Origin of the sequence: Enterobacter sp. 237C8, assembly GCF_034106865.1 — a bacterium.
Taxonomy (GTDB): Bacteria; Pseudomonadota; Gammaproteobacteria; order Enterobacterales; family Enterobacteriaceae; genus Enterobacter; species Enterobacter asburiae_B.
This window is the reverse complement of the sequence record NZ_JAWNDF010000005.1, coordinates 136,844-157,589: the sequence shown is the minus strand read 5'-3', so window position 1 is coordinate 157,589 and position 20,746 is coordinate 136,844. Positions and strand designations below refer to the sequence as shown.

Annotated in this window: 19 protein-coding genes; 8 read left to right on the top strand and 11 right to left on the bottom strand. The window is 60.5% G+C overall.

The genetic code is table 11. The features are described 5' to 3' along the window. Positions 1–10 precede the first annotated feature (10 nt). From srlD to gutQ, 4 genes are all read left to right on the top strand, one after another. On the top strand, positions 11–790 hold the full coding sequence (gene srlD / locus USF70_RS15790) for a sorbitol-6-phosphate dehydrogenase (protein WP_033146371.1): 780 nt from the start codon (positions 11–13) through the stop codon (positions 788–790). 67 nt (positions 791–857) lie between these two features. Beyond that, entirely contained in the window at positions 858–1,217 is a 360-nt protein-coding gene (gene gutM, locus USF70_RS15785; RefSeq protein ID WP_023308952.1) for a transcriptional regulator GutM, read from the top strand. 63 nt (positions 1,218–1,280) lie between these two features. Then, a complete protein-coding gene (gene srlR, locus USF70_RS15780) occupies positions 1,281–2,054 on the top strand; it encodes a glucitol operon DNA-binding transcriptional repressor SrlR (RefSeq protein ID WP_032640855.1) in 774 nt (257 codons plus the stop codon). After that, positions 2,047–3,012 carry an arabinose-5-phosphate isomerase GutQ gene (gutQ, locus tag USF70_RS15775; protein ID WP_320735785.1) on the top strand — a complete coding sequence of 322 codons (966 nt, stop codon included), beginning with the start codon at positions 2,047–2,049 and terminating at the stop codon, positions 3,010–3,012. Before srlR ends, gutQ begins: the two co-directional genes overlap by 8 nt. Here gutQ and norR read toward each other — a convergent pair. Then, on the bottom strand, positions 3,009–4,523 hold the full coding sequence (gene norR, locus USF70_RS15770; protein WP_320735784.1) for a nitric oxide reductase transcriptional regulator NorR: 1,515 nt from the start codon (positions 4,521–4,523) through the stop codon (positions 3,009–3,011). The two genes, gutQ and norR, sit on opposite strands and share 4 nt — an antisense overlap. A gap of 186 nt (positions 4,524–4,709) precedes the next feature. On the opposite strand from norR, the gene norV reads away from it, so the two are divergent. Together norV and norW are read left to right on the top strand one after the other, a co-directional pair. After that, positions 4,710–6,155 carry an anaerobic nitric oxide reductase flavorubredoxin gene (gene norV, locus USF70_RS15765; RefSeq protein ID WP_033146374.1) on the top strand — a complete coding sequence of 482 codons (1,446 nt, stop codon included), beginning with the start codon at positions 4,710–4,712 and terminating at the stop codon, positions 6,153–6,155. Then, a complete protein-coding gene (gene norW / locus USF70_RS15760) occupies positions 6,152–7,285 on the top strand; it encodes an NADH:flavorubredoxin reductase NorW (RefSeq protein WP_320735783.1) in 1,134 nt (377 codons plus the stop codon). The genes norV and norW overlap by 4 nt, the downstream gene beginning before the upstream one ends. Before the next feature lie 450 nt (positions 7,286–7,735). Here the strand turns inward: norW and USF70_RS15755 are convergent, their stop codons facing one another. From USF70_RS15755 to USF70_RS15740, 4 genes are all read right to left on the bottom strand, one after another. Next, positions 7,736–8,758: a HoxN/HupN/NixA family nickel/cobalt transporter gene (locus USF70_RS15755; RefSeq protein WP_320735782.1), complete on the bottom strand. Its 1,023-nt coding sequence runs from the start codon at positions 8,756–8,758 to the stop codon at positions 7,736–7,738. Position 8,759: 1 nt separating this feature from the next. Continuing rightward, entirely contained in the window at positions 8,760–10,976 is a 2,217-nt protein-coding gene (gene hypF / locus USF70_RS15750; protein WP_320735781.1) for a carbamoyltransferase HypF, read from the bottom strand. Positions 10,977–10,981: 5 nt separating this feature from the next. Beyond that, complete coding sequence (hydN, locus tag USF70_RS15745) at positions 10,982–11,527, bottom strand: electron transport protein HydN (RefSeq protein WP_023308960.1); 546 nt, start codon at positions 11,525–11,527, stop codon at positions 10,982–10,984. A gap of 134 nt (positions 11,528–11,661) precedes the next feature. Further along, positions 11,662–12,675, bottom strand: coding sequence for a LacI family DNA-binding transcriptional regulator (locus USF70_RS15740; RefSeq protein WP_045888102.1), 1,014 nt, complete (start codon positions 12,673–12,675; stop codon positions 11,662–11,664). 214 nt (positions 12,676–12,889) lie between these two features. Here USF70_RS15740 and ascF point away from each other — a divergent pair, with 214 nt between their 5' ends. Together ascF and USF70_RS15730 are read left to right on the top strand one after the other, a co-directional pair. Continuing rightward, positions 12,890–14,341, top strand: coding sequence for a PTS cellobiose/arbutin/salicin transporter subunit IIBC (ascF, locus tag USF70_RS15735; RefSeq protein WP_032660344.1), 1,452 nt, complete (start codon positions 12,890–12,892; stop codon positions 14,339–14,341). An 18-nt stretch (positions 14,342–14,359) separates the two neighbouring features. Continuing rightward, the gene (locus USF70_RS15730) at positions 14,360–15,784 is read left to right on the top strand and encodes a 6-phospho-beta-glucosidase (RefSeq protein WP_320735780.1); all 1,425 of its coding nucleotides are present in this window, start codon (positions 14,360–14,362) and stop codon (positions 15,782–15,784) included. 108 nt (positions 15,785–15,892) lie between these two features. Here USF70_RS15730 and hycI read toward each other — a convergent pair whose 3' ends face one another. From hycI to USF70_RS15700, 6 genes are read right to left on the bottom strand one after another with little or no spacing between them, the layout of a single operon-like run. Continuing rightward, complete coding sequence (gene hycI / locus USF70_RS15725; protein WP_064673529.1) at positions 15,893–16,378, bottom strand: hydrogenase maturation peptidase HycI; 486 nt, start codon at positions 16,376–16,378, stop codon at positions 15,893–15,895. Continuing rightward, positions 16,371–16,781 (bottom strand): formate hydrogenlyase maturation HycH family protein, encoded by a 411-nt coding sequence (locus tag USF70_RS15720; RefSeq protein WP_033146381.1) that lies wholly within the window; start codon positions 16,779–16,781, stop codon positions 16,371–16,373. Before USF70_RS15720 ends, hycI begins: the two co-directional genes overlap by 8 nt. Continuing rightward, a complete protein-coding gene (locus tag USF70_RS15715) occupies positions 16,778–17,545 on the bottom strand; it encodes an NADH-quinone oxidoreductase subunit B family protein (RefSeq protein WP_069303230.1) in 768 nt (255 codons plus the stop codon). Before USF70_RS15715 ends, USF70_RS15720 begins: the two co-directional genes overlap by 4 nt. Continuing rightward, complete coding sequence (locus USF70_RS15710) at positions 17,545–18,087, bottom strand: formate hydrogenlyase complex iron-sulfur subunit (RefSeq protein WP_320735779.1); 543 nt, start codon at positions 18,085–18,087, stop codon at positions 17,545–17,547. Before USF70_RS15710 ends, USF70_RS15715 begins: the two co-directional genes overlap by 1 nt. Before the next feature lie 9 nt (positions 18,088–18,096). Next, complete coding sequence (gene hycE, locus USF70_RS15705) at positions 18,097–19,806, bottom strand: formate hydrogenlyase subunit HycE (protein ID WP_047059952.1); 1,710 nt, start codon at positions 19,804–19,806, stop codon at positions 18,097–18,099. Between the two features lie 15 nt (positions 19,807–19,821). After that, a complete protein-coding gene (locus tag USF70_RS15700; RefSeq protein ID WP_284592852.1) occupies positions 19,822–20,745 on the bottom strand; it encodes a respiratory chain complex I subunit 1 family protein in 924 nt (307 codons plus the stop codon). Position 20,746: the final 1 nt, after the last annotated feature.

Below are 20,746 nucleotides of genomic sequence, written 5' to 3'. Positions count from 1 at the left end.
GGAGAAACACATGAGTCAGGTTGCCGTTGTCATTGGTGGAGGACAAACCTTAGGCGAGTTCCTCTGCCGTGGGCTTGCCGCAGAGGGCTACCGCGTGGCGGTAGTGGACATTCAGAGTGAAAAAGCCGCCCGCGTGGCGGACACCATTAACACCGAGTTTGGTGAAGGGATGGCGTACGGGTTTGGCGCCGACGCCACCAGCGAACAGAGCGTGATGGCGCTGGCCCGCGGCGTGGACGAGATTTTTGGGCGTACCGACCTGCTGGTCTACAGCGCGGGGATTGCGAAAGCGGCCTTTATCAGCGATTTCGAGCTGGGGGATTTTGACCGCTCGCTGCAGGTGAATCTGGTGGGCTATTTCCTCTGCGCCCGCGAGTTTTCCCGTCTGATGATCCGCGACGGCGTTCAGGGGCGCATCATTCAGATCAACTCCAAATCAGGGAAAGTGGGCAGCAAGCATAACTCCGGCTACAGCGCGGCGAAGTTTGGCGGCGTGGGGCTGACGCAGTCTCTGGCGCTGGATCTGGCCGAGTACGGCATTACCGTGCACTCGCTGATGCTGGGCAATCTGCTGAAATCGCCGATGTTCCAGTCCCTGCTGCCGCAGTACGCCACCAAGCTCGGCATCAAGGCTGAGGAAGTGGAGCAGTACTACATCGATAAAGTGCCGCTGAAGCGCGGGTGCGATTATCAGGACGTGCTGAACATGCTGCTGTTTTACGCCAGCCCGAAAGCCTCGTACTGCACCGGGCAGTCGATTAACGTCACCGGTGGGCAGGTGATGTTCTGATCGAGCGGCCTGATGCCCTCACCCTAACCCTCTCCCACCGGGAGAGGGAACAAAACAAGGAGCCGATATGGTCACCGCACTCATCACCGTCGCCGCCCTCGCCTGGATTTGCCAGATGGCGTTTGGCGGCTGGCAGATCCACCAGTTTAACCGCGCGTTTGACGCGCTGTGTCAGAAAGGTCGCGTCGGGGTCGGGCGTTCCGGCGGACGCTTCAAACCGCGCGTGGTCGTCGCCGTTGCGCTGGATGAAAACAATCACGTCTGCGATTCCCTCATCATGCGCGGCATGACCGTCTTCGCCCGTCCGGCGAAAATCCAGGCAATCAACGGCATTTCGCTGCAGGAATTACGGCCTGATGTGATCTTTCCCCATGATCCACTCTGTCAGAATGCACTATCATTAGCGCTTAATCTGAAACATGGATAATTTCGTTGTGAAAGCTATAGACTTGCGAAATTATCATTTCGCAACCTAAGGAACGAAGCGCCTATGAAACCTCGTCAGCGGCAGGCGGCCATTCTCGAACATCTGCAAAAGCAGGGAAAATGTTCGGTAGAGGATCTGGCCCACTACTTTGACACCACCGGCACTACAATACGCAAGGACCTGGTATTGCTCGAAAACTCTGGTGCCGTCATTCGAACCTACGGCGGCGTGGTGCTCAATAAGGACGAAGCGGACCCGCCTATCGATCACAAAACGCTGATCAATACCCACCAGAAAGCGCTGATTGCCGAAGCCGCCGTCAAATTTATCCACGATGGCGATTCCATCATTCTGGATGCAGGCAGCACCGTCCTGCAGATGATCCCGCTGCTCAGCCGCTTTAATAACATCACGGTGATGACCAACAGCCTGCACATCGTCAACGCCCTGTCGGAGTTCGACAGCGAGCAGACCATCCTGATGCCCGGCGGCACCTTCCGCAAAAAATCGGCGTCGTTTCACGGCCAGCTTGCGGAGAATGCCTTCGACCACTTCAGCTTTGATAAACTGTTTATGGGCACCGACGGCATCGACCTGAACGCAGGCGTTACGACGTTCAACGAGGTGTTCAGCGTCAGTAAAGCCATGTGCAACGCCGCGCGGGAAGTGATTTTGATGGCAGACTCGTCGAAGTTTGGCCGCAAAAGCCCCAACATTGTCTGTAGCCTTGAAAGCGTTGATAAGCTGATTACCGACGCGGGTATCGACCCGGCGTTCAAGAAAGCGCTGGAAGAGAAAGGAATCGACGTGATCGTAACCGGAGAGAGAGATGAGTGATTTTCTGTTAGAAACGGGCCGCCAGACGCTGATGCTGGAACTGCAGGAAGCCAGCCGCCTGCCCGAACGTCTGGGCGAGGATTTCGTCCGCGCGGCCAACACCATTATCCACTGCGAAGGCAAAGTGATCGTGGCGGGCATCGGTAAATCCGGCCATATCGGCAAAAAGATTGCCGCAACGCTCGCCAGCACCGGTACCCCGGCGTTCTTCGTGCATCCGGCAGAGGCGCTGCACGGCGATCTGGGGATGATTGAAAGCCGCGACGTGATGCTGTTTATCTCCTACTCCGGTTCGGCCAAAGAGCTGGACCTGATTATTCCGCGCCTGCAGGAAAAATCGGTCGCCCTGCTGGCGATGACCGGCAAATCACGCTCGCCGCTGGCGCTGGCCGCCAAGGCGACGCTGGATATTTCCGTTGAGCGTGAAGCCTGTCCGATGCACCTCGCCCCGACCTCCAGCACCGTTAACACCCTGATGATGGGCGACGCGCTGGCAATGGCGGTGATGCAGGCGCGCGGCTTTAACGAAGAAGATTTCGCCCGTTCGCATCCGGCGGGCGCGCTCGGCGCACGCCTGCTCAACAAGGTTCACCACCTGATGCGCACCGACGATGCCATTCCGCAGGTCAAACTCGATACCAGCGTCATGGACGCGATGCTGGAGCTCAGCCGCACCGGTCTGGGGCTGGTAGCGGTCTGCGATGACAGCGGGAGCGTTAAGGGCGTGTTCACCGACGGCGACCTGCGCCGCTGGCTGGTGGGCGGCGGCAGGCTGGAAACCAACGTGTCGAACGCCATGACCAAAGGCGGGCTGACGCTCAATGCCGAGAGCCGCGCCGTTGAAGCCAAAGAGGTGCTGATGAAGCGCAAAATCACCGCCGCACCGGTGGTGGATGACGCTGGCAGGCTGTGCGGCGCCATCAACCTGCAGGATTTCTATCAGGCCGGAATTATCTAGCCCTTCAGTCCCAGACGCTTCGCCAGCCTGTGCAGGTTGGCGACGTCCATCTCCAGCGTCCGCGCGCACGCCGCCCAGCTGCGGTTATTCTGCTCCAGCGCGCGGGTAATCATCTGACGCTGAAACGCCTCTGTAGCTTCACGCAGATTTTCATTCACCGTTTCTGGTAGAGCCTGGGCGATTGCCGGTGCGGTTTCATCCTGCAGCGCAAAATGCCGCGCGTGGAGCACCACTTCATCACCCGAGCGTGTCGCCCGCGCCAGCACCACCGCGCGGTGGATCGCATGCTCCAGCTCGCGCACGTTGCCCGGCCAGCCGTAGCTCAGCAGATGCGACCTCGCACCCGGGCTCAGCACCACGCGGGAAAGCCCCATCCTGAGACGGCACTGCTCGCAGAAAAAGCCCGCCAGCAGCACCACGTCGTCCCCGCGCTCGCGCAGCGGCGGCACGGTAAGCGGGAACACGCTCAGGCGATGGAACAGGTCGGCGCGGAACTGCCCTGCCAGCACCGCTTCACGCAGGTCACGGTTGGTGGCCGCCAGCACGCGAACGTCCACTCTGTGGCTGCGGTCATCCCCCACGCGCTGGATGTCGCCGTACTGCAGCACGCGCAGCAGCTTGGCCTGCAGCGACAGGGAGAGCTCACCGATTTCATCCAGAAACAGCGTGCCGTTATCGGCCATTTCGAACTTGCCGCTGCGGTTGCTGATGGCCCCGGTAAACGCCCCTTTTACGTGACCAAACAGCTCGCTTTCCGCCACGCTTTCCGGCAGCGCGGCGCAGTTGAGGTACACCAGCGGGTTCACCGCGCGCGGCGACGCTTCGTGAATGGACTTCGCCACCAGCTCCTTGCCGGTGCCGGTTTCCCCGAAGATCAGCACGTTCAAATCTGAGGCGGCGACAATCTCAATCTCTTTTTTGAGCTGCGCCATGCCCGGAGAGAGGCCGATCATCTCCGTGTGCGTCACCTGCTCAAACGCCGCCGGGCTGCCGGGAAGAATGTTCTGGCTCTCCAGCTGTTCAATCAGCAGGGCATTGTTCAGCGCCCCGGCGGCCAGGGCGGCAATCAGGCGCAGCTCTTCGTCGCTAAAGGTGTCGAACTGGTCCGGCGACAGGCCGTCAAGGGTCAGTGCGCCAATCAGGTTTTGTCCGGCAAACAGCGGCAGGCCGATACAGGCATGCACCTTCAGGCTCTCCTGTCCGGGAATAAGCCCGTCGTACGGGTCGGGCAAGTCGCTGTCCGCCGGGAAGCGCACCACGTCACCCGCGCGGGCGATGGTTTCCAGACGCGGATGCCCTTCGAGGGTAAAGCGCCGCCCGAGCACGTCCTTCGCCAGCCCGTCGATAGCCAGCGGAATAAACTGCCGCCCCTCGTAGCGCAGCAGCGCCGAGGCGTCGCACGCCAGCACGTGGCGCAGCGTGGAGATCAGCCGCTGAAAGCGGTCCTGATGGCCGATACCGGTCTGCAGTTCAATGGCGATCTTCGCCAGCACGTCTACGGAAAAGCTCATAGTGGCCTCGCTGTCATTTTGACAATTCATATTGTCATATTGACACTGATTTTGATAGTCATAATGACTACCCACTACGGATCATAAAAATATTAATTAAGTTAAATCAATAAATTAAAAACTGGCACGCAACTTGATATAGGCAAACCATCTTATTTGAAAATGCTGTATTACGTAGAGGTTGCTATGTCTATTCTTGTTAAAAATAACATTCATTGGGTGGGTCAACGTGACTGGGAAGTGCGCGATTTCCACGGGACGGAATACAAAACGCTGCGCGGAAGCAGCTACAACAGCTATCTCATCCGCGAAGGAAAAAACGTGCTGATCGATACCGTCGATCACAAGTTCAGCCGCGAGTTCGTGCAGAACCTGCGCAGTGAAATCGACCTGGACGACATCGACTACATCATCATCAACCACGCGGAAGAGGACCACGCCGGCGCGCTGACCGAGCTGATGTCCTACATTCCGAACACGCCGATCTACTGCACCACCAACGCCATCGACTCGATCAACGGCCACCACCACCATCCGGAGTGGAATTTCCACACCGTGAAAACCGGCGACGCGCTGGATATCGGCAACGGCAAGCAGCTGATCTTCGTGGAAACCCCGATGCTGCACTGGCCGGACAGCATGATGACCTACATGACCGGCGACGCGGTGCTGTTCAGCAACGACGCCTTCGGTCAGCACTACTGCGACGAACGCCTGTTCAACGACGAAGTGGACCAGACCGAGCTGTTCGAGCAGTGCCAGCGCTACTACGCCAACATCCTGACGCCATTCAGCCGCCTGGTGACGCCGAAAATCACCGAGATCCTCGGCTTTAACCTGCCGGTGGATATGATTGCCACCTCCCACGGCGTGGTGTGGCGTGAAAATCCCACCCAGATTGTGGAGCTCTACCTGAAATGGGCGGCGGACTATCAGGAAGACCGCATCACTATTTTCTACGACACCATGTCCAACAACACCCGCATGATGGCGGACGCCATTGCCCAGGGCATCAACGAAGTGGACCCCAACGTGGCGGTGAAAATCTTCAACGTGGCGCGCAGCGATAAGAACGAGGTATTGACCAACGTGTTCCGCTCCAAGGGCGTGCTGGTGGGTACCTCCACCATGAACAACGTGATGATGCCGAAAATTGCCGGTCTGGTAGAAGAGATGACCGGCCTGCGTTTTCGCAACAAGCGCGCCAGCGCCTTTGGCTCCCACGGCTGGAGCGGCGGCGCGGTAGACCGTCTCTCCACCCGTTTACAGGATGCGGGCTTTGAAATGTCCCTCAGCCTGAAGGCGAAATGGCGCCCGGATATCGACGCCCTGGAGGTCTGCCGCCAGCACGGCCGCGACATTGCCCGCCAGTGGGCGCTCGCACCGCTTCCGCAAGCTGCCGAACCGACCGCACAGCAGGAAACCTGCGCCTGCGCCGCCGCGGCAGCCGCCGATCCCGGACCGCGCATGCAGTGCAGCGTCTGCCAGTGGATTTACGATCCTGAACTGGGCGAGCCGCTGCAGGACGTTGCGCCAGGTACACCCTGGAGTGACGTGCCGGACAACTTCCTCTGCCCGGAATGTTCCCTCGGGAAAGACGTCTTTGACGAACTGGGTACGGAGGCAAAATGAGCAACGGGATCGTCATCATCGGCTCGGGCTTTGCCGCCCGCCAGCTGGTGAAAAATATCCGCAAGCAGGACGCCAGCGTGCCGCTGACGGTGATCGCCGCCGACAGCATGGACGAGTATAACAAGCCCGATCTGAGCCACGTCATTAGCCAGAATCAGCGCGCCGAGGACCTCACCCGCCAGACGGCGGGGGAGTTCGCGGAACAGTTTAACCTGCGTCTGTTTCCCTACACCTGGGTCACCGACATCGACGCCGCCGCCCACGTGGTAAAAGCAAAAGAGAAAACCTGGCAGTACGACAGGCTGGTGCTGGCCACGGGTGCCTCTGCGTTTGTGCCACCGATTGAAGGCCGCGAGCTGACGATCACCCTCAACAGCCAGCAGGAGTACCAGGCCAGCGAAACGGCGCTTCGCGACGCGCAGCGGATAATGATTGTCGGCGGCGGGCTAATAGGCACCGAGCTGGCGATGGATTTCTGCCGGGCGGGTAAATCCGTGACTCTGGTCGACCATGCGGCGAGCATTCTGTCGTCGCTGATGCCGGCAGAAGTAAGCAGCCGCTTACAGCATCGTCTGACCGACATGGGGGTGCATCTGCTGTTGAAATCGCAGCTGCAAAGCCTGAGCAAAACCGAAGGCGGCATTCGTGCCACGCTCGACCGCAGCCGCAGCGTTGAGGTGGATGTCGTAATCGCGGCAACGGGCCTGCGCCCGGAAACCGCGCTGGCGCATCGCGCAGGCGCCGAAATACAGCGTGGCGTGAAGGTAAATAGCTACCTGCAAACCACGCAACCTGATATTTACGCGTTAGGGGACTGCGCTGAAATTAACGGTCAGGTGCTGCCCTTTTTACAGCCAATTCAATTAAGCGCGATGTATCTGGCGAAAAACCTTCTCGGCGGCAGCGCGCCGCTGAAATTACCCGCCATGCTGATTAAAGTCAAAACGCCGGAATTACCGCTGCATCTTGCCGGTGAAACGCAGCGTCAGGATCTGAACTGGCAAATTACCCTCGAACCGCAGGGAATGGTCGCGCGCGGCGCGGATAACGAGGGTCAGATTCGCGCTTTTGTGGTTAGTGAAGACCGGATGAAGGAGGCTTTCGCTCTGCTAAAACTGTTACCTGCTTAACCCTCGCTTTGCCGGGCGGCGCTTCGTTTACCCGGCCAACAGCAAGTCTACGCTGTCTTAATCTTTGGATTTTATTATTCACCGCCCCGATATTCCGGGGCTTTTTTTTACGTATTCTATTCATCAAATAAATGCAAAGTAGATATATCATCGCTATCAATCCCTTATTTATTATTTTCGTAAATACTTTAATCTAAAACAGATTAAAAACATCATCCAGCTTTATTATTGGCAGCCGACTCAGTCTGAAAAGACATCATCAGCAGGAGGCGAATCATGGCGAATCTTTATAAATAACTCAATTATCTTTCTCGTTATTTCACACAAGCGAAGAATGCGGAATATATTTATTCCGCAAAAGTTCTACATTTTCAGCATCTTTTTTATCGGTATGCCGCTATGCGCCAGCCATTGAGGAAGTCGCGGAGGTTGCGCCGTGCAGGAGCCGGTTCAGGAACGTACCACCAGCGCGTCGTAGCCGCGCCAGCGGTAGTTGACCATGGAGATCAGCCAGCAGGCGACAAACAGCCCCACCACCACAAACCCGGCGTTGCCCAGATTGTCGTTTACCGTGCCAATCAGATCCCACACGCCGCCGCTGAGGGAAAATTTGTCCATCAGCAGACCCAGCGCTTCCAGCCCGCCGATAAACAGCGCCACCACCACGGAGGTGCCGGTGATGGTCATGTTGTAGTAGAGCTTGCGCTGCGGCTTGTTGAACGCCCAGCCGTAGGCGCCGACCATCAACAGGTTATCGAGAGTATCCACCAGCGCCATGCCGCTGGCGAAGAGCGCCGGGAAGACCATGATTGACCACACCGACATCCCGCTTGACGCGCTGGCGGCAGAGATCCCCAGCACGCCAATCTCGGTGGCCGTGTCAAAGCCGAGGCCAAACAGGAAACCGACCAGGTACATCTGCCAGCTTTTATTCACCAGGCGGAAGGTTTTGCCAAACAGCCAGTTCATGACGCCGCCCTGGGCAGGGAGCGTGATGTCGCCCTGCACGGGCCTGCCCTGTTTCAGCGCCTGAAAACTGCGCCAGACGCCGCGCAGGATCACCATGTTCACCAGCGCCATCGCCAGCAGGAAGGTGGCGGAAACGGCGGTGCCAATCAGGCTGCCGGTTTCGTGGAACCATTCCATGTTTTTCTGAAACGCCGTCGCGGTCGCGGCGATAGCAATGGAGGCCAGCACCACGATGGTGGAGTGCCCCAGCGAGAACCACGCCCCCACGCCGGACGGACGTTTGCCCTGCTGCATCATCTTACGCGTCACGGTATCAATCGCCGCGATGTGGTCAGCGTCCACCGCGTGACGCAGCCCATAGCACCACGCCAGCAGGCTGGCGGCCATCAGCGCCGTGCTGCCGCTAAAAGCGTGCCATGCCCATCCCCAGGCCAGCAGGTTTGCCATTACCAGAGCCAGCAGCAGAAGTGCGGCGCGAGGTTCATTGCGTAAGAGTCGTAACATTTTAAGTCCTTTGTGAACATGACCGGGCAGCGGCGATCGCCGCCTGCCCGAAGGAGATCGCTCCGTCACCTGCGGGCAGGCGCGAAGGAAAAAGAAGCGTAAAGTCAGAAAGATAATGACGCAGCCGCGCGCGCAGCAGACGGTTGTGCAGCACGCCGCCGGTGAGACAGATTGTCGACAGCGACAGGCGTCGGGCATGGCGTGCGGCGAGTTGCGCCAGCCCTTTTGCCAGCGCGTCGTGAAACGCCCACGCGCGCTGGCAGGATTCCGCCTGCCAGCTCAGCCACTGCTGCCAGAACTGCGCGAGGTTATCCACGTCCAGCGTCACCGGATGGTCGACGCCCGCGCACTGCGAGGCCAGCGCTTCCAGCCGGCAGGCCGCTTCACCTTCCCAGGATTGGGTTTCAATACCCAGCGCGCAGGCGACCGCATCAAACAGGCGACCACAGGACGAGGCCTGCGGCGCGTTGATGCCGCGCCGGATCGCCGTTGCCAGCAGCGGCCAGTTTTCACGCTGAACCGCGCGCGTTTCCGGGTACTGCTGCCAGTCAGGGACAAACGCCAGGCAGTGGGCGAGTAAATTGCGCCACGGCTGCCGCGCCGCCAGATCGCCCCCCGGCAGCGCAACGGCAGGCAGCCCGTCCAGACGCTCGCACGCGAGATAGTTCACCCGCAGGCACTCCCCGCCCCAGAGCGCGCCGTCCTCGCCCATGCCGATCCCGTCCAGCGTCAGGGCAATCGCGTCTCCGCCGTCGAGCGGCCAGCCGTTCTCCGCCAGGCACGCCGCCGCATGGGCGTGATGGTGCAGTACGGTTTCGACCGGCAGCCCCTGCGCCTGCGCCCATCGTTGTGTGTGATAGCCCGGATGGGCGTCACACACCACGCGCTTCGGCTGAAAGGCGTAGATGTCCTGCATCAGCGATAGCGCGCCGCGCCACTGCGCTTCGACGCCCTCGTCACCGAGATCGCCAAAATGCTGGCTCAGCACCGCCTGGCTGCCACGCACCAGGCAGAAGGTGTTTTTCATCTCAGCGCCAGTGCATAGCATGGCGGGGATATTCTCAAAACCCGCAGGCAGCGTAACGGCATCGGGCACAAAACCGCGCGCGCGGCGAAGCATCGCGCCGTCGCGATCCATCACCGAATCATCCATCCGCTGCAGGATATCGCGGTTGTGCAGCAGGAAGCCGTCCGCGATGTCGCCGAGCTCATCCAGCGCCTGCTGGTTGGTCATGGCAGGCGGTCTGCCGCTGAGGTTGGCGGAAGTCATCACCAGCGGGCGCTGGCAGTCCATCATCAGCAGGTGTTGCAGCGGATTAGCGGGAAGCATGATGCCAATACAATCGAGCCCGGGTGCAATCCCTTCGGGAAATCCGGGAAGCGAGGCTTTTGGGGTCAGCACAATCGGCGCTGCGGAGGAGCGTAACAGCGTCTGGATCGCCTCCGGCACGCCGTCCGCATTCGGGATCATTACCGCCAGCGGCTTAGACGGTCGCTGTTTGCGTGCCCGAAGCGTCGCGACCGCCTGCGGATTACGCGCATCGCAGACGAGATGAAAACCGCCCAGCCCTTTGACCGCGACTATGCCGCCGCTTTTCAGCATCGCCACCGCCGCGCTCAGCGCAGCCTCACGGGAAACGGTGATGTCGCCCGCACGCCATTCCAGCGCTGGCCCGCAGTCCGGGCAGGCTACCGGCTGAGCGTGAAAACGTCTGTCAGCCGGGTTACGGTATTCCGTCTCACACGGCAGGCAGAGGGGAAATGCGGCCATTGACGTGGCCGGACGGTCATAGGGCATCGCGCGGATAATGGTAAACCGCGGCCCGCAGTGCGTACAGTTGATGAACGGATAGCGATAGCGGCGCTCGCCGGGGTCGCGCATTTCAGCCAGGCACGCCGGGCAGGTCGCGGCGTCGGGGACGATCTGCGTGTCCATCGCCCCGCCCGCGCTCTGGCGGATGGTAAAGTCCTCCGGCACCTGCGCCCACGTAAACGGCTGCGTTTCAACGTGGTCAATGCGTGCCAGCGGTGGGCAGTCCTGATGCAGCCTCGCGGTAAAGGCCCCCCCATTACCCGCGAGGCGCACCAGCACGCCCTCTCCATCATTGCAGACGTCGCCGGTCAACTGAAGCGCCTGCGCCAGCTGCCAGACGAAGGGACGAAACCCCACGCCCTGCACTTTACCGCGCACGCGCAGCTGTACGCCGTTACTGCACATACGGTTCAGAACAGCAGCGATGACGACGTGTCGAATGCCGCACGACGGCGCTTTTCGGCGCTCATCTGCTCAAGCTTGTCGCGATCCACGCAGACCAGCGCATGCGTCGGGCAGGCTTCCATGCAGGCCGGACCGGCGTCGCGGTGATAGCAAAGATCGCATTTGTTGGCTTCGGCTTTCTCCGCACGTACGCTCAGACCCATGCCGCTGTTGCGTACCACCGGACGAACAACCACCTCCATCGCGCCGTACGGGCAGGCGACCACGCAGGTTTTGCAGCCAATGCAGCGCTCCTGCATGACGTGCACAAAGCCTTTCTCGCGTTTAATCGCCCCGTTCGGGCAGACGTTCGCGCACGGTGCGTCTTCGCACTGGCGACAGATAGCGGCGGTGGAAATATTCACGCCTTTGATGACGTGGATGCGCGGCAGGAAGGTGTCAGGGGTGAGCGACGCGCAGTCCTGCTCCGCCTGATGGGAAACCACGCACGCCACTTCACAGGTACGGCAACCAATACACTTACTGGCATCGGCCATAATAAAACGGTTCATCTGCTTCTCCAGCATTACAGTTATGCGCGGAGATATTCATAAACCGTGCCAATAATTAACCTGTTGATTTTAGATGAATTTAACAATCACGATGGTGCTGTCATCGTCACTTATGACGATGACAGCTGTCGACATCAGCGGTGCGGGCCGTCAATAACGGAGTCGCGAAGCACCAGCTCGCCGGAGAAGGTTTGCTGATACTTAAACTCACCGCCGTCGAGCATGAAGATCAGGCGGCTGATGGTCTCTTTGATCATCTCCGTCACCGGAATACGCACGCTGGAGAGCGACGGCACGATGTAAGGCGCGATGGCCACGTCGTCGAAACCGATCACCGACACCGCGTCCGGTGCGGCCACGCCGCTGTCGTGGAGCTGCTTCATGGCGCCGATCGCCATGTCGTCATTACTCGCCACCAGCGCCGTAAACCGTTCACCGCGCGCAAGCAGTTCGGCAACCGCCGCCGCGCCGCTGGCGGGGTTCCACTTTCCCTGCGCAATCAGCCCCTCGCGCAGCGGAATACCGTGCTGCGCCAGCGCGTCCTTGTAGCCGGAGAGACGCTCAACCCCGGTGGGGGAATCCAGCGAGCCGGTGATAAACGCGATCTCCCGGTGCCCTTTCGCAATCAGCTGCGACACCGCCTCCTGACTGGAGGCTTTATGATCTGACCAGACGCAGTGGCTGCTGTTTTTCCGCAGGCGGCGGTTGAGCACCATAATCGGCTGCTCGCACTTCTCGACGATCTCATCCATCTCTTCCACGCTCAGGAAGCGCGGATAGATAATCACCGCGTCGCAGCGCATATCGAGCAGGTACTGGATCGCCTCGCGCTCTTCATCCGCGCTGTGCTTGCCGTCCGCGAGGATCAGCTGCCGCCCCTTTTCTTCCGTCATGCGCGCGGCGTGAAACAGCAGTTCGCTAAAGTAGACGCCGTGATAGAGGGTGTTCGTCACCACCAGTCCCAGCGTCTGGGTACGTTTGGTTGCCAGGTTTCGCGCCAGCAAATTCGGGCGATAGCCGCTCTCTTCAATGGCCTGAAACACCCGGTCTTTGGTCTCCTGGCTGACGTAGCCATTTCCCGACAGCACCCGGGACACCGTGGCTTTCGAAACGCCTGCCCGCTTCGCCACTTCAAGCATCGTGGTCATAGTGTTATTCCGTCTGAATCTGATGGAGCGCAGTGTACTGCACTGCAAAAAAATTGTCGCAGCGGTGAAATCACGCTTTCGATACCTCATTGCGATCTGCATCACGAAACGAAAAAATGGTCAAAAAGCGATCTTGTTTCATTCACAGAAACTCATGATGATTATGTGGAACCGGTTTCCTACATGTCTCACAACAATAACAGGATCACATCCGATGGCCAAAAATTACGCTGCGCTGGCGAACGACGTTATCAGCGCGCTGGGCGGCAAAGAGAACATCGTCGCCGTCACCCACTGCATGACGCGTCTGCGTTTCGTACTGAAAGACGAAAGCCTGACCGACGCTGCGCGACTGAAAAGCATCAGCGGCGTGCTCGGCGTGGTGCGCAACGACAACCAGTGCCAGGTCATTATTGGCAACACGGTTTCACAGGCCTACCGCGAAGTGGTGAGCCTGCTGCCCACGGACCTGCAGCCCGCAGTGCCGGAAGGTCCGCAGAAGATGACCTTACGCCGCATTGGCGCCGGGATCCTCGACGCGCTGATCGGCACCATGTCCCCGCTGATCCCGGCGATCATCGGCGGCTCGATGGTCAAGCTGCTGGCGATGATCCTCGAGATGACCGGCGTGCTGCCAAAAGGCGCGCCGACGCTCACTATTCTGACCGTCATCGGCGACGGCGCCTTCTTCTTCCTGCCGCTGATGGTGGCGGCCTCGGCGGCGGTGAAATTCAAAACCAACATGTCGCTGGCCATCGCCATTGCCGGCGTGCTGGTGCACCCGAGCTTTATCGAGCTGATGGCGAAAGCCGCGCAGGGCGAGCACGTTGAGTTCGCCTTTATTCCGGTGACGGCGGTGAAATACACCTACACCGTCATCCCGGCGCTGGTGATGACCTGGTGCCTGTCGTATATCGAACGCTGGGTGGATCGCATTACCCCGGCGGTGACGAAAAACTTCCTCAAGCCGATGCTGATCGTGCTGATTGCCGCCCCGCTCGCCATCGTGCTGATTGGCCCGCTGGGGATCTGGATCGGTAGCGCCATCTCCGCGCTGGTCTACACCATTCACGGCTACCTGGGCTGGCTCTCAGTCGCCATCATGGGCGCGCTCTGGCCGCTGCTGGTGATGACCGGGATGCACCGCGTGTTTACGCCGACCATCATTCAGACCATTGCCGAAACGGGCAAGGAAGGGATGGTGATGCCGTCGGAAATCGGCGCCAACCTGTCGCTCGGCGGCTCGTCGCTGGCAGTGGCGTGGAAAACCAAAAACCCGGAGCTGCGCCAGACGGCGCTGGCGGCGGCGGCCTCCGCCATTATGGCGGGGATCTCTGAACCGGCCCTGTACGGCGTGGCGGTGCGTCTGAAACGTCCGCTGATTGCGAGCCTGATAAGCGGTTTTATCTGCGGGGCGGTCGCCGGCATGGCCGGTCTTGCCAGCCACTCGATGGCGGCACCGGGGCTGTTCACCAGCGTGCAGTTCTTTGACCCGGCCAATCCGATGACCATCGTCTGGGTGTTCGGCGTGATGGGGCTGGCAGTGGTGCTGTCCTTTGTTCTGACCCTGCTTTTAGGGTTTGAGGATATCCCGGTCGAAGATGAGGCTGAAAAAGCACGCGCCCTGCAGACCGCACCGGTACAGAACAACGCAGCAAAAGCATAAATTGAAAGCGAGGTAAGAATGTCTGTTTTTCCACAAGGATTTTTATGGGGCGGCGCGCTTGCCGCCAACCAGAGTGAAGGTGCTTACCGTGAAGGCGGCAAAGGATTGACGACGGTCGATATGATCCCCCACGGCGCGAATCGCCTGGCGGTGAAGCTCGGTAAGGAAAAGCGTTTTTCGCTGCGTGACGACGAGTTCTACCCGAGCCACGAAGCGATTGATTTTTACCATCGCTATAAAGAAGACATCGCCCTGATGGCGGAGATGGGCTTTACGGTGTTCCGCACTTCCATTGCCTGGAGCCGCCTCTACCCGAACGGCGACGAACCGCTGCCGAACCAAGAGGGCGTTGCCTTCTATCGCGCGGTGTTCGAGGAGTGCAAAAAGTACAACATCGAGCCGCTGGTGACGCTCTGCCACTTCGACGTGCCGATGCACCTGGTGACGGAGTACGGCTCCTGGCGCAACCGTAAGATGGTCGATTTCTTCGCCCGCTACGCCCGCACCTGCTTCGAAGAGTTTAACGGGCTGGTGAAATACTGGCTGACCTTCAACGAAATCAACATCATGCTGCACAGCCCGTTCTCCGGCGCGGGGCTGGTGTTTGAGGAAGGCGAAAACGAAGACCAGGTGAAATACCAGGCCGCGCACCACGAGCTGGTGGCAAGCGCGCTGGCGACCAAAATCGCCCACGAGGTGAACCCGGAAAACCAGGTGGGCTGCATGCTGGCGGGCGGCAATTTCTACCCCTACTCCTGCAAGCCGGAAGACGTGTGGATGGCGCTGGAGAAAGACCGCGAGAACCTGTTCTTTATCGACGTGCAGGCGCGCGGCAGCTACCCGGCCTACTCCGCACGCGTGTTCCGCGAAAAAGGCGTGGTGATTGTGAAAGATCCGGGCGACGACGAGCTGTTAAAAAACACCGTCGACTTTGTCTCGTTCAGCTATTACGCCTCGCGCTGCGCGTCGGCGGATATGAACGCGGGCAACACCAGCGCGGCGAACATCGTGAAGTCCCTGCGTAACCCGCATATTCAGGTGAGCGAATGGGGCTGGGGCATCGACCCGCTCGGCCTGCGCATCACCATGAACATGATGTACGACCGCTACCAGAAGCCGCTGTTCCTGGTGGAAAACGGCCTCGGGGCGAAGGACGTCATTGATGAAAACGGCGAGATCAACGACGACTACCGCATCAGCTACCTGCGCGAGCACATTCGCGCGATGGGCGACGCGATTGAGGACGGCGTGCCGCTGATGGGCTACACCACCTGGGGCTGTATCGACCTGGTGGCCGCCTCAACGGGCGAGATGAGCAAGCGCTACGGTTTTGTGTACGTTGACCGCGACGACGCCGGAAACGGCACGCTGGACAGAAAACGCAAGAAATCGTTCTGGTGGTATAAGAAGGTGATTGCGAGTAACGGGGCGGATCTCGAGTAGCCTGTCCTTACCCCTCACCCTAACCCTCTCCCCATAGGGGAGAGGGAACCGTTTGGTGCGGTTTTCACCCTCTTTACTCCGGGAATAAAGGACTGCTCGGCGCGGTTTTCACCCTCTCCCCTCTGGGGAGAGGGCCGGGGTGAGGGGTTCAAACCCTCCATCCCCAACCCACTCCGCAAGCCGTGAATAGACCCGTTCCACCGCCTCCTTCACCGGCGGCGTCATCGGGTAATAAAATCCAACGATGTCCGGCTGAATCCCCAAAAACAGCACCTCGCCCACGTCGTCTTTAATCTGATCGACCAGGTAGTTCAGCGGCATATTGTGGGTGGTCATCATAAACATCTCGGCGATGTCGTCCGGATCAATCAGGCGGATCTCGCCGGGGTTGAGCCCCATATCGGTGGCATCGACGATTAACAGCTTCTCCGGGCGCAGCTCGCGGATGGCGACCACGTCGTTTTCCGGCGCGCTGCCGCCGTCAATCACCACCCAATTGCCCTGCGGATTCGCGGCGCACATCTCTGCCAGCAGCGGGCCCGCGCCGTCGTCGCCCATCATGCTGTTGCCGACACACAGTAAAACGTCAGTCACGTAATCTCCTCACCATCAGGTAGATGGCGCTCTCCTGGTGAATATCGTGCAGCATGCCGAGCAGCGTTTTGCTCCACGACTGCTGCTCGGGGGTTTGCCTGGCGAGCGCCGCGTCAAAGGCGTTGGCGAGCATTGCAATGTGGTTGGCGTCGATGACGATCTCGCCGTACTTTGGCACGCCCTCCATCTTGCGCCGCGCCGTGCTGCCCTCCTCCAGCGTGGCGATCCACGCCAGGTACTCGGGCCACGGGCAGCTCAGCGCCGCCTCCAGGCAGTCAATCACCCCGAGGTGATGCCCAATCGCCAGGCTGTAATAGACCACCTGCTGCGCCGCATCCGGCGTGGCATCGTTCTCATCAATAAACTTACGGCTCAGCTGGCTGAACACCACCGTTTCACTCATCGGATACGCGCCTCATCCACGATGCTGTTCAGGTTCGCCACGATCTCATTGAGACGCGGATCGTTTTCCGCCTCCAGCCAGCGCACCACCTGATGGTCGCCCTGGCTCAGCAGGCGCAGATAATCGTCGGCAATCTGGCGGCCATAGCGGTAGCCCGCCAGCCTGCGCGCCGTGCGGTCAATCTTCACCCGCAGCGGCTGGACCATGTCCGGGTGCAGGATGGCCGCAGGCCGGTTGTCCAGCTCGCCCGGCTCGCGCGCGTGGATTTTCTGCTCCAGCAGGCCGAGCGCCATGGCAAAGCCGTACAGCGTCGCGGCGGGCGTTGGCGGGCAGCCCGGAATGTAGACGTCCACCGGCACGATTTTGTCGGTCCCGCCCCAGACGCAGTAGAGGTCGTGGAAGATGCCGCCGCTGTTGCCGCAGGCCCCGTACGAGATGCAGATTTTCGGGTCCGGCGCGGACTGCCAGGCGCGCAGCGCCGGCGAGCGCATGGCGCGGGTGACGGCTCCGGTAAACAGCAGGATGTCCGCATGACGCGGGGACGGCACCACTTTGATGCCGAAGCGCTCGGCGTCAAACAGCGGCGACAGCGTAGCGAAGATCTCAATCTCGCAGCCGTTGCAGCCGCCGCAGTCCACGCGGTAGACGTAGGCCGAGCGTTTGATTTTTTTCAGCAGCGACGCCTTCATGCTGGCGATGGACTCCTCCACCGTCATCGGCACCGGAATGCCGTTAGCGTCGCGCGGGCCGAGTAAATTTTCCATCAGCTGGCCTCTCTCATATGGCGGGTGATATCAATGCGGTCGGACGGCAGCAGGCACTTCTGACGCTTGCACTCCGGGCAGGTTTCAAAGCTTTCGCGGTGATGCTCCGCGCGGGCGTCACCGTTGTGCTGCAGCAGCGCGATGGCGTAGTCGATCTCTTTTTGCACGGCGAACGGGCGCTGGCAGACGCGGCAGCGGCACAGGTCAAAGCGCGACTGCTGGAGGAAGTCCTCCTTCTTCCACACCGCCAGCTCGAATTCCTGCGACAGGCGAATGGCGACCGTCGGGCAGACCTCCTCGCAGCGGCCGCAGAAGATGCAGCGCCCGAGGTTAAACTGCCAGGCCTGCTCGCCGGTTTTGAGATCCGTTTCTACCGTTAAGGCGTTCGACGGGCAGGCGTTGACGCAGGCCGCGCAGCCGATGCACTGCTGCGGGTTGTGCTCCGGCTTGCCGCGAAAATTTTTATCCACCGGCATCGGCTCCAGCGGATAGCGGCTGGTCTGCGTGCCCGTTTTGATTACTTTTTTGATAAAGGTAAACATGGCGAGTCCTTATTTCAGCGGCGAGTTTTTACGCTCGATGCTGTAGCGCTCAAGCTCTTTGTACGGCACCACCTGGCTTTTCTTCTTGCGCACGTCCACAACGGTCATGCGGTCGGTGCACGAGTAGCACGGGTCGAGGCTGCCGATGATCAGCGGCGCATCGGAAACCGTGTTGCCGCGCAGCATATAGCGCAGGGTTGGCCAGTTGGCGTAGGTGGCCGCGCGGCAGCGCCAGCGGTAGAGCTTCTGGTTGTCGCCGGTCATGCTCCAGTGGATGTCGTCCCCGCGCGGCGCTTCGGCAAAGCCGAGGGCAAAACGGTTCGGAATGTAGGTGAAGCCTTCCACCATCAGCGGGCCGCCCGGCAGGTTATCGAGGCCGTAGTCGATCATGTTCAGGGCGGTGAATACCTCGTTGATGCGCACCTTGAGGCGCGAGATGACGTCGCAGCCCTGCTCGCTGTGCACGGTCATCGGCAGCAGGCCGTAGCCGACGAACGGGTGATCGGCACGCGTGTCGCGGGCGTGGCCGCTGGCGCGCACCATCGGGCCGACGTTGCTGAAGTCGCGGGCGATTTCCGGATCAAGACGGCCGATGCCGACGGTGCGCTGCTCGATGTTTGGCGTGCTGAGCAGCATGTCCACCAGCTCCTGCACGTCGCGGCGCATCTGCTGCGCCAGCTGGCGGGTCTGGATCATGTCGTCCTTCAGCAGGTCGCGGCGGATCCCGCCGATCAGGTTCAGGCCATAGGTTTTACGCGCCCCGGTGAGGATCTCCGCCATCTTCATTGACGCCTCGCGCACGCGGAAGAACTGCATAAACCCGGAGTCAAAGCCGACGAAGTGGCAGGCCAGGCCGAGGTTCAGCAGGTGCGAGTGCAGACGCTCCACCTCCAGCAGAATGGCGCGGATCATCTGCGCGCGCTCCGGCACCACGATCCCCATGCCGTTCTCCACCGAGGTGGTGTAGGCGGTGCTGTGGGCGAAGCCGCAGATGCCGCACACGCGGTCAGAGAGGAACGTCACTTCGTTGTAGCCCATGCGGGTTTCCGCCAGCTTTTCCATGCCGCGGTGGACGTAGAACAGGCGGTAGTCGGCGTCGATGATGTTTTCGCCGTCGACAAACAGGCGGAAGTGGCCCGGTTCGTCGGAGGTGACGTGCAGCGGGCCGATCGGCACCACGTTGTTCTTCTTGCTGCCCAGCTCGTTGATAAACTCGTAGGTTTCGCTGTCGGTGGTCGGCGCCGGGCGCTGGCGGTAGTCCATGCTGTCTTTGCGCAGCGGATAGAGTTCGTCCGGCCAGTCGTCCGGCAGCACCAGACGTCGCTCGTCCGGCAGGCCGACCGGCACCAGGCCGTACATGTCGCGCACTTCGCGCTCGCCCCAGACGGCGGCGGGCACGCGCGGCGTGACGGACGGGTATTCCGGCTTAGCCGGGTCGACTTCCACGCGCACGGTGAGCCAGCACTTCTCGCCCTGCTCCATCGACATCACGTAATACACCGCATAGTTGCCGCACAGCTGGCGCTCGTCGTTGCCGAACAGCACCGACAGCCAACCGCCCTGCTGGTAGTACAGAAACTCCACCACTTCCGGCAGATAGTTCACCTTAATGGTGACGGTTACCTGGTCTTTGGTTTGCCAGGACTCCTCCAGCACCACGCCGGGGAAAGCCTGATGCAACGCGGCGAGATACTGCTGACCTTTCTTTTCTTCAGACATAAATACTCTCTTTAATCACGCCACCAGCAAGGAGACGAACGCTAAAAATGCAAAACCAAAACCGGCCCAGGTGATGCGCGACGTTTCCACAAAACGCAGGCGCGCCATGCTGTTTTCAAACAGAGCAATCACCAGCACGCCGACCAGCAGCTTGAGGGCGGCAACCACGACGGCCAGCACCAGACCGCCTGCGGAGAAGTGCGTCATCTGCCCCCACGGGAAGAAGACGCCGACAAACATCTGCAGCACCACCAGCTGTTTGAGGCTGATGCCCCACTTCAGCACCGCGAAGCCGTAGCCGCTGTACTCGGTAAGCGGCCCTTCCTGCAGCTCCTGCTCGGCTTCCGCCAGATCGAACGGCAGTTTGCCCATCTCAATAAACGTCGCGAACGCGCAGGCGCACAGCGCCAGCACCAGCGGGATCGAGCGCGCCACCGGCCAGTGGTAAACGGTGTGGGAGATAAAGCTGATGTGGGTGGAACCCGCCACCTGCGCGGCGACCCACAGCCCCAGCAGCAGGATCGGCTCCACCAGCACGCCGAGCATTGCCTCGCGGCTGGCACCGATGCCGGTAAACGGGCTCCCGGTGTCCAGGCCCGCAATCGCAAAGAAGAAGCGGGCGATGGCAAAGAGGTAGATAAGCGTGATCAGATCGCCAAGCACGGGCAGCGGCGACGCCACCGTCACCACCGGCAGCGCGGTGGCGATGGTCAGCATCACGCCCACCATCACAAACGGCGTCAGGCGGAAGACCCAACCTGCGGCGTCCGGCGCGATGCTCTGACGGGAGAGCAGTTTAAAGAGATCGCGGTATTCCTGAAGCACCCCAGGCCCGCGACGGTTGTGCATCCGGGCGCGCGCCACGCGCGTGACGCCCGACAGCAGCGGCGCAGCGGCGAACAGCACCAGCGCCTGAAGAATTGCCAGTAACAGACTCATG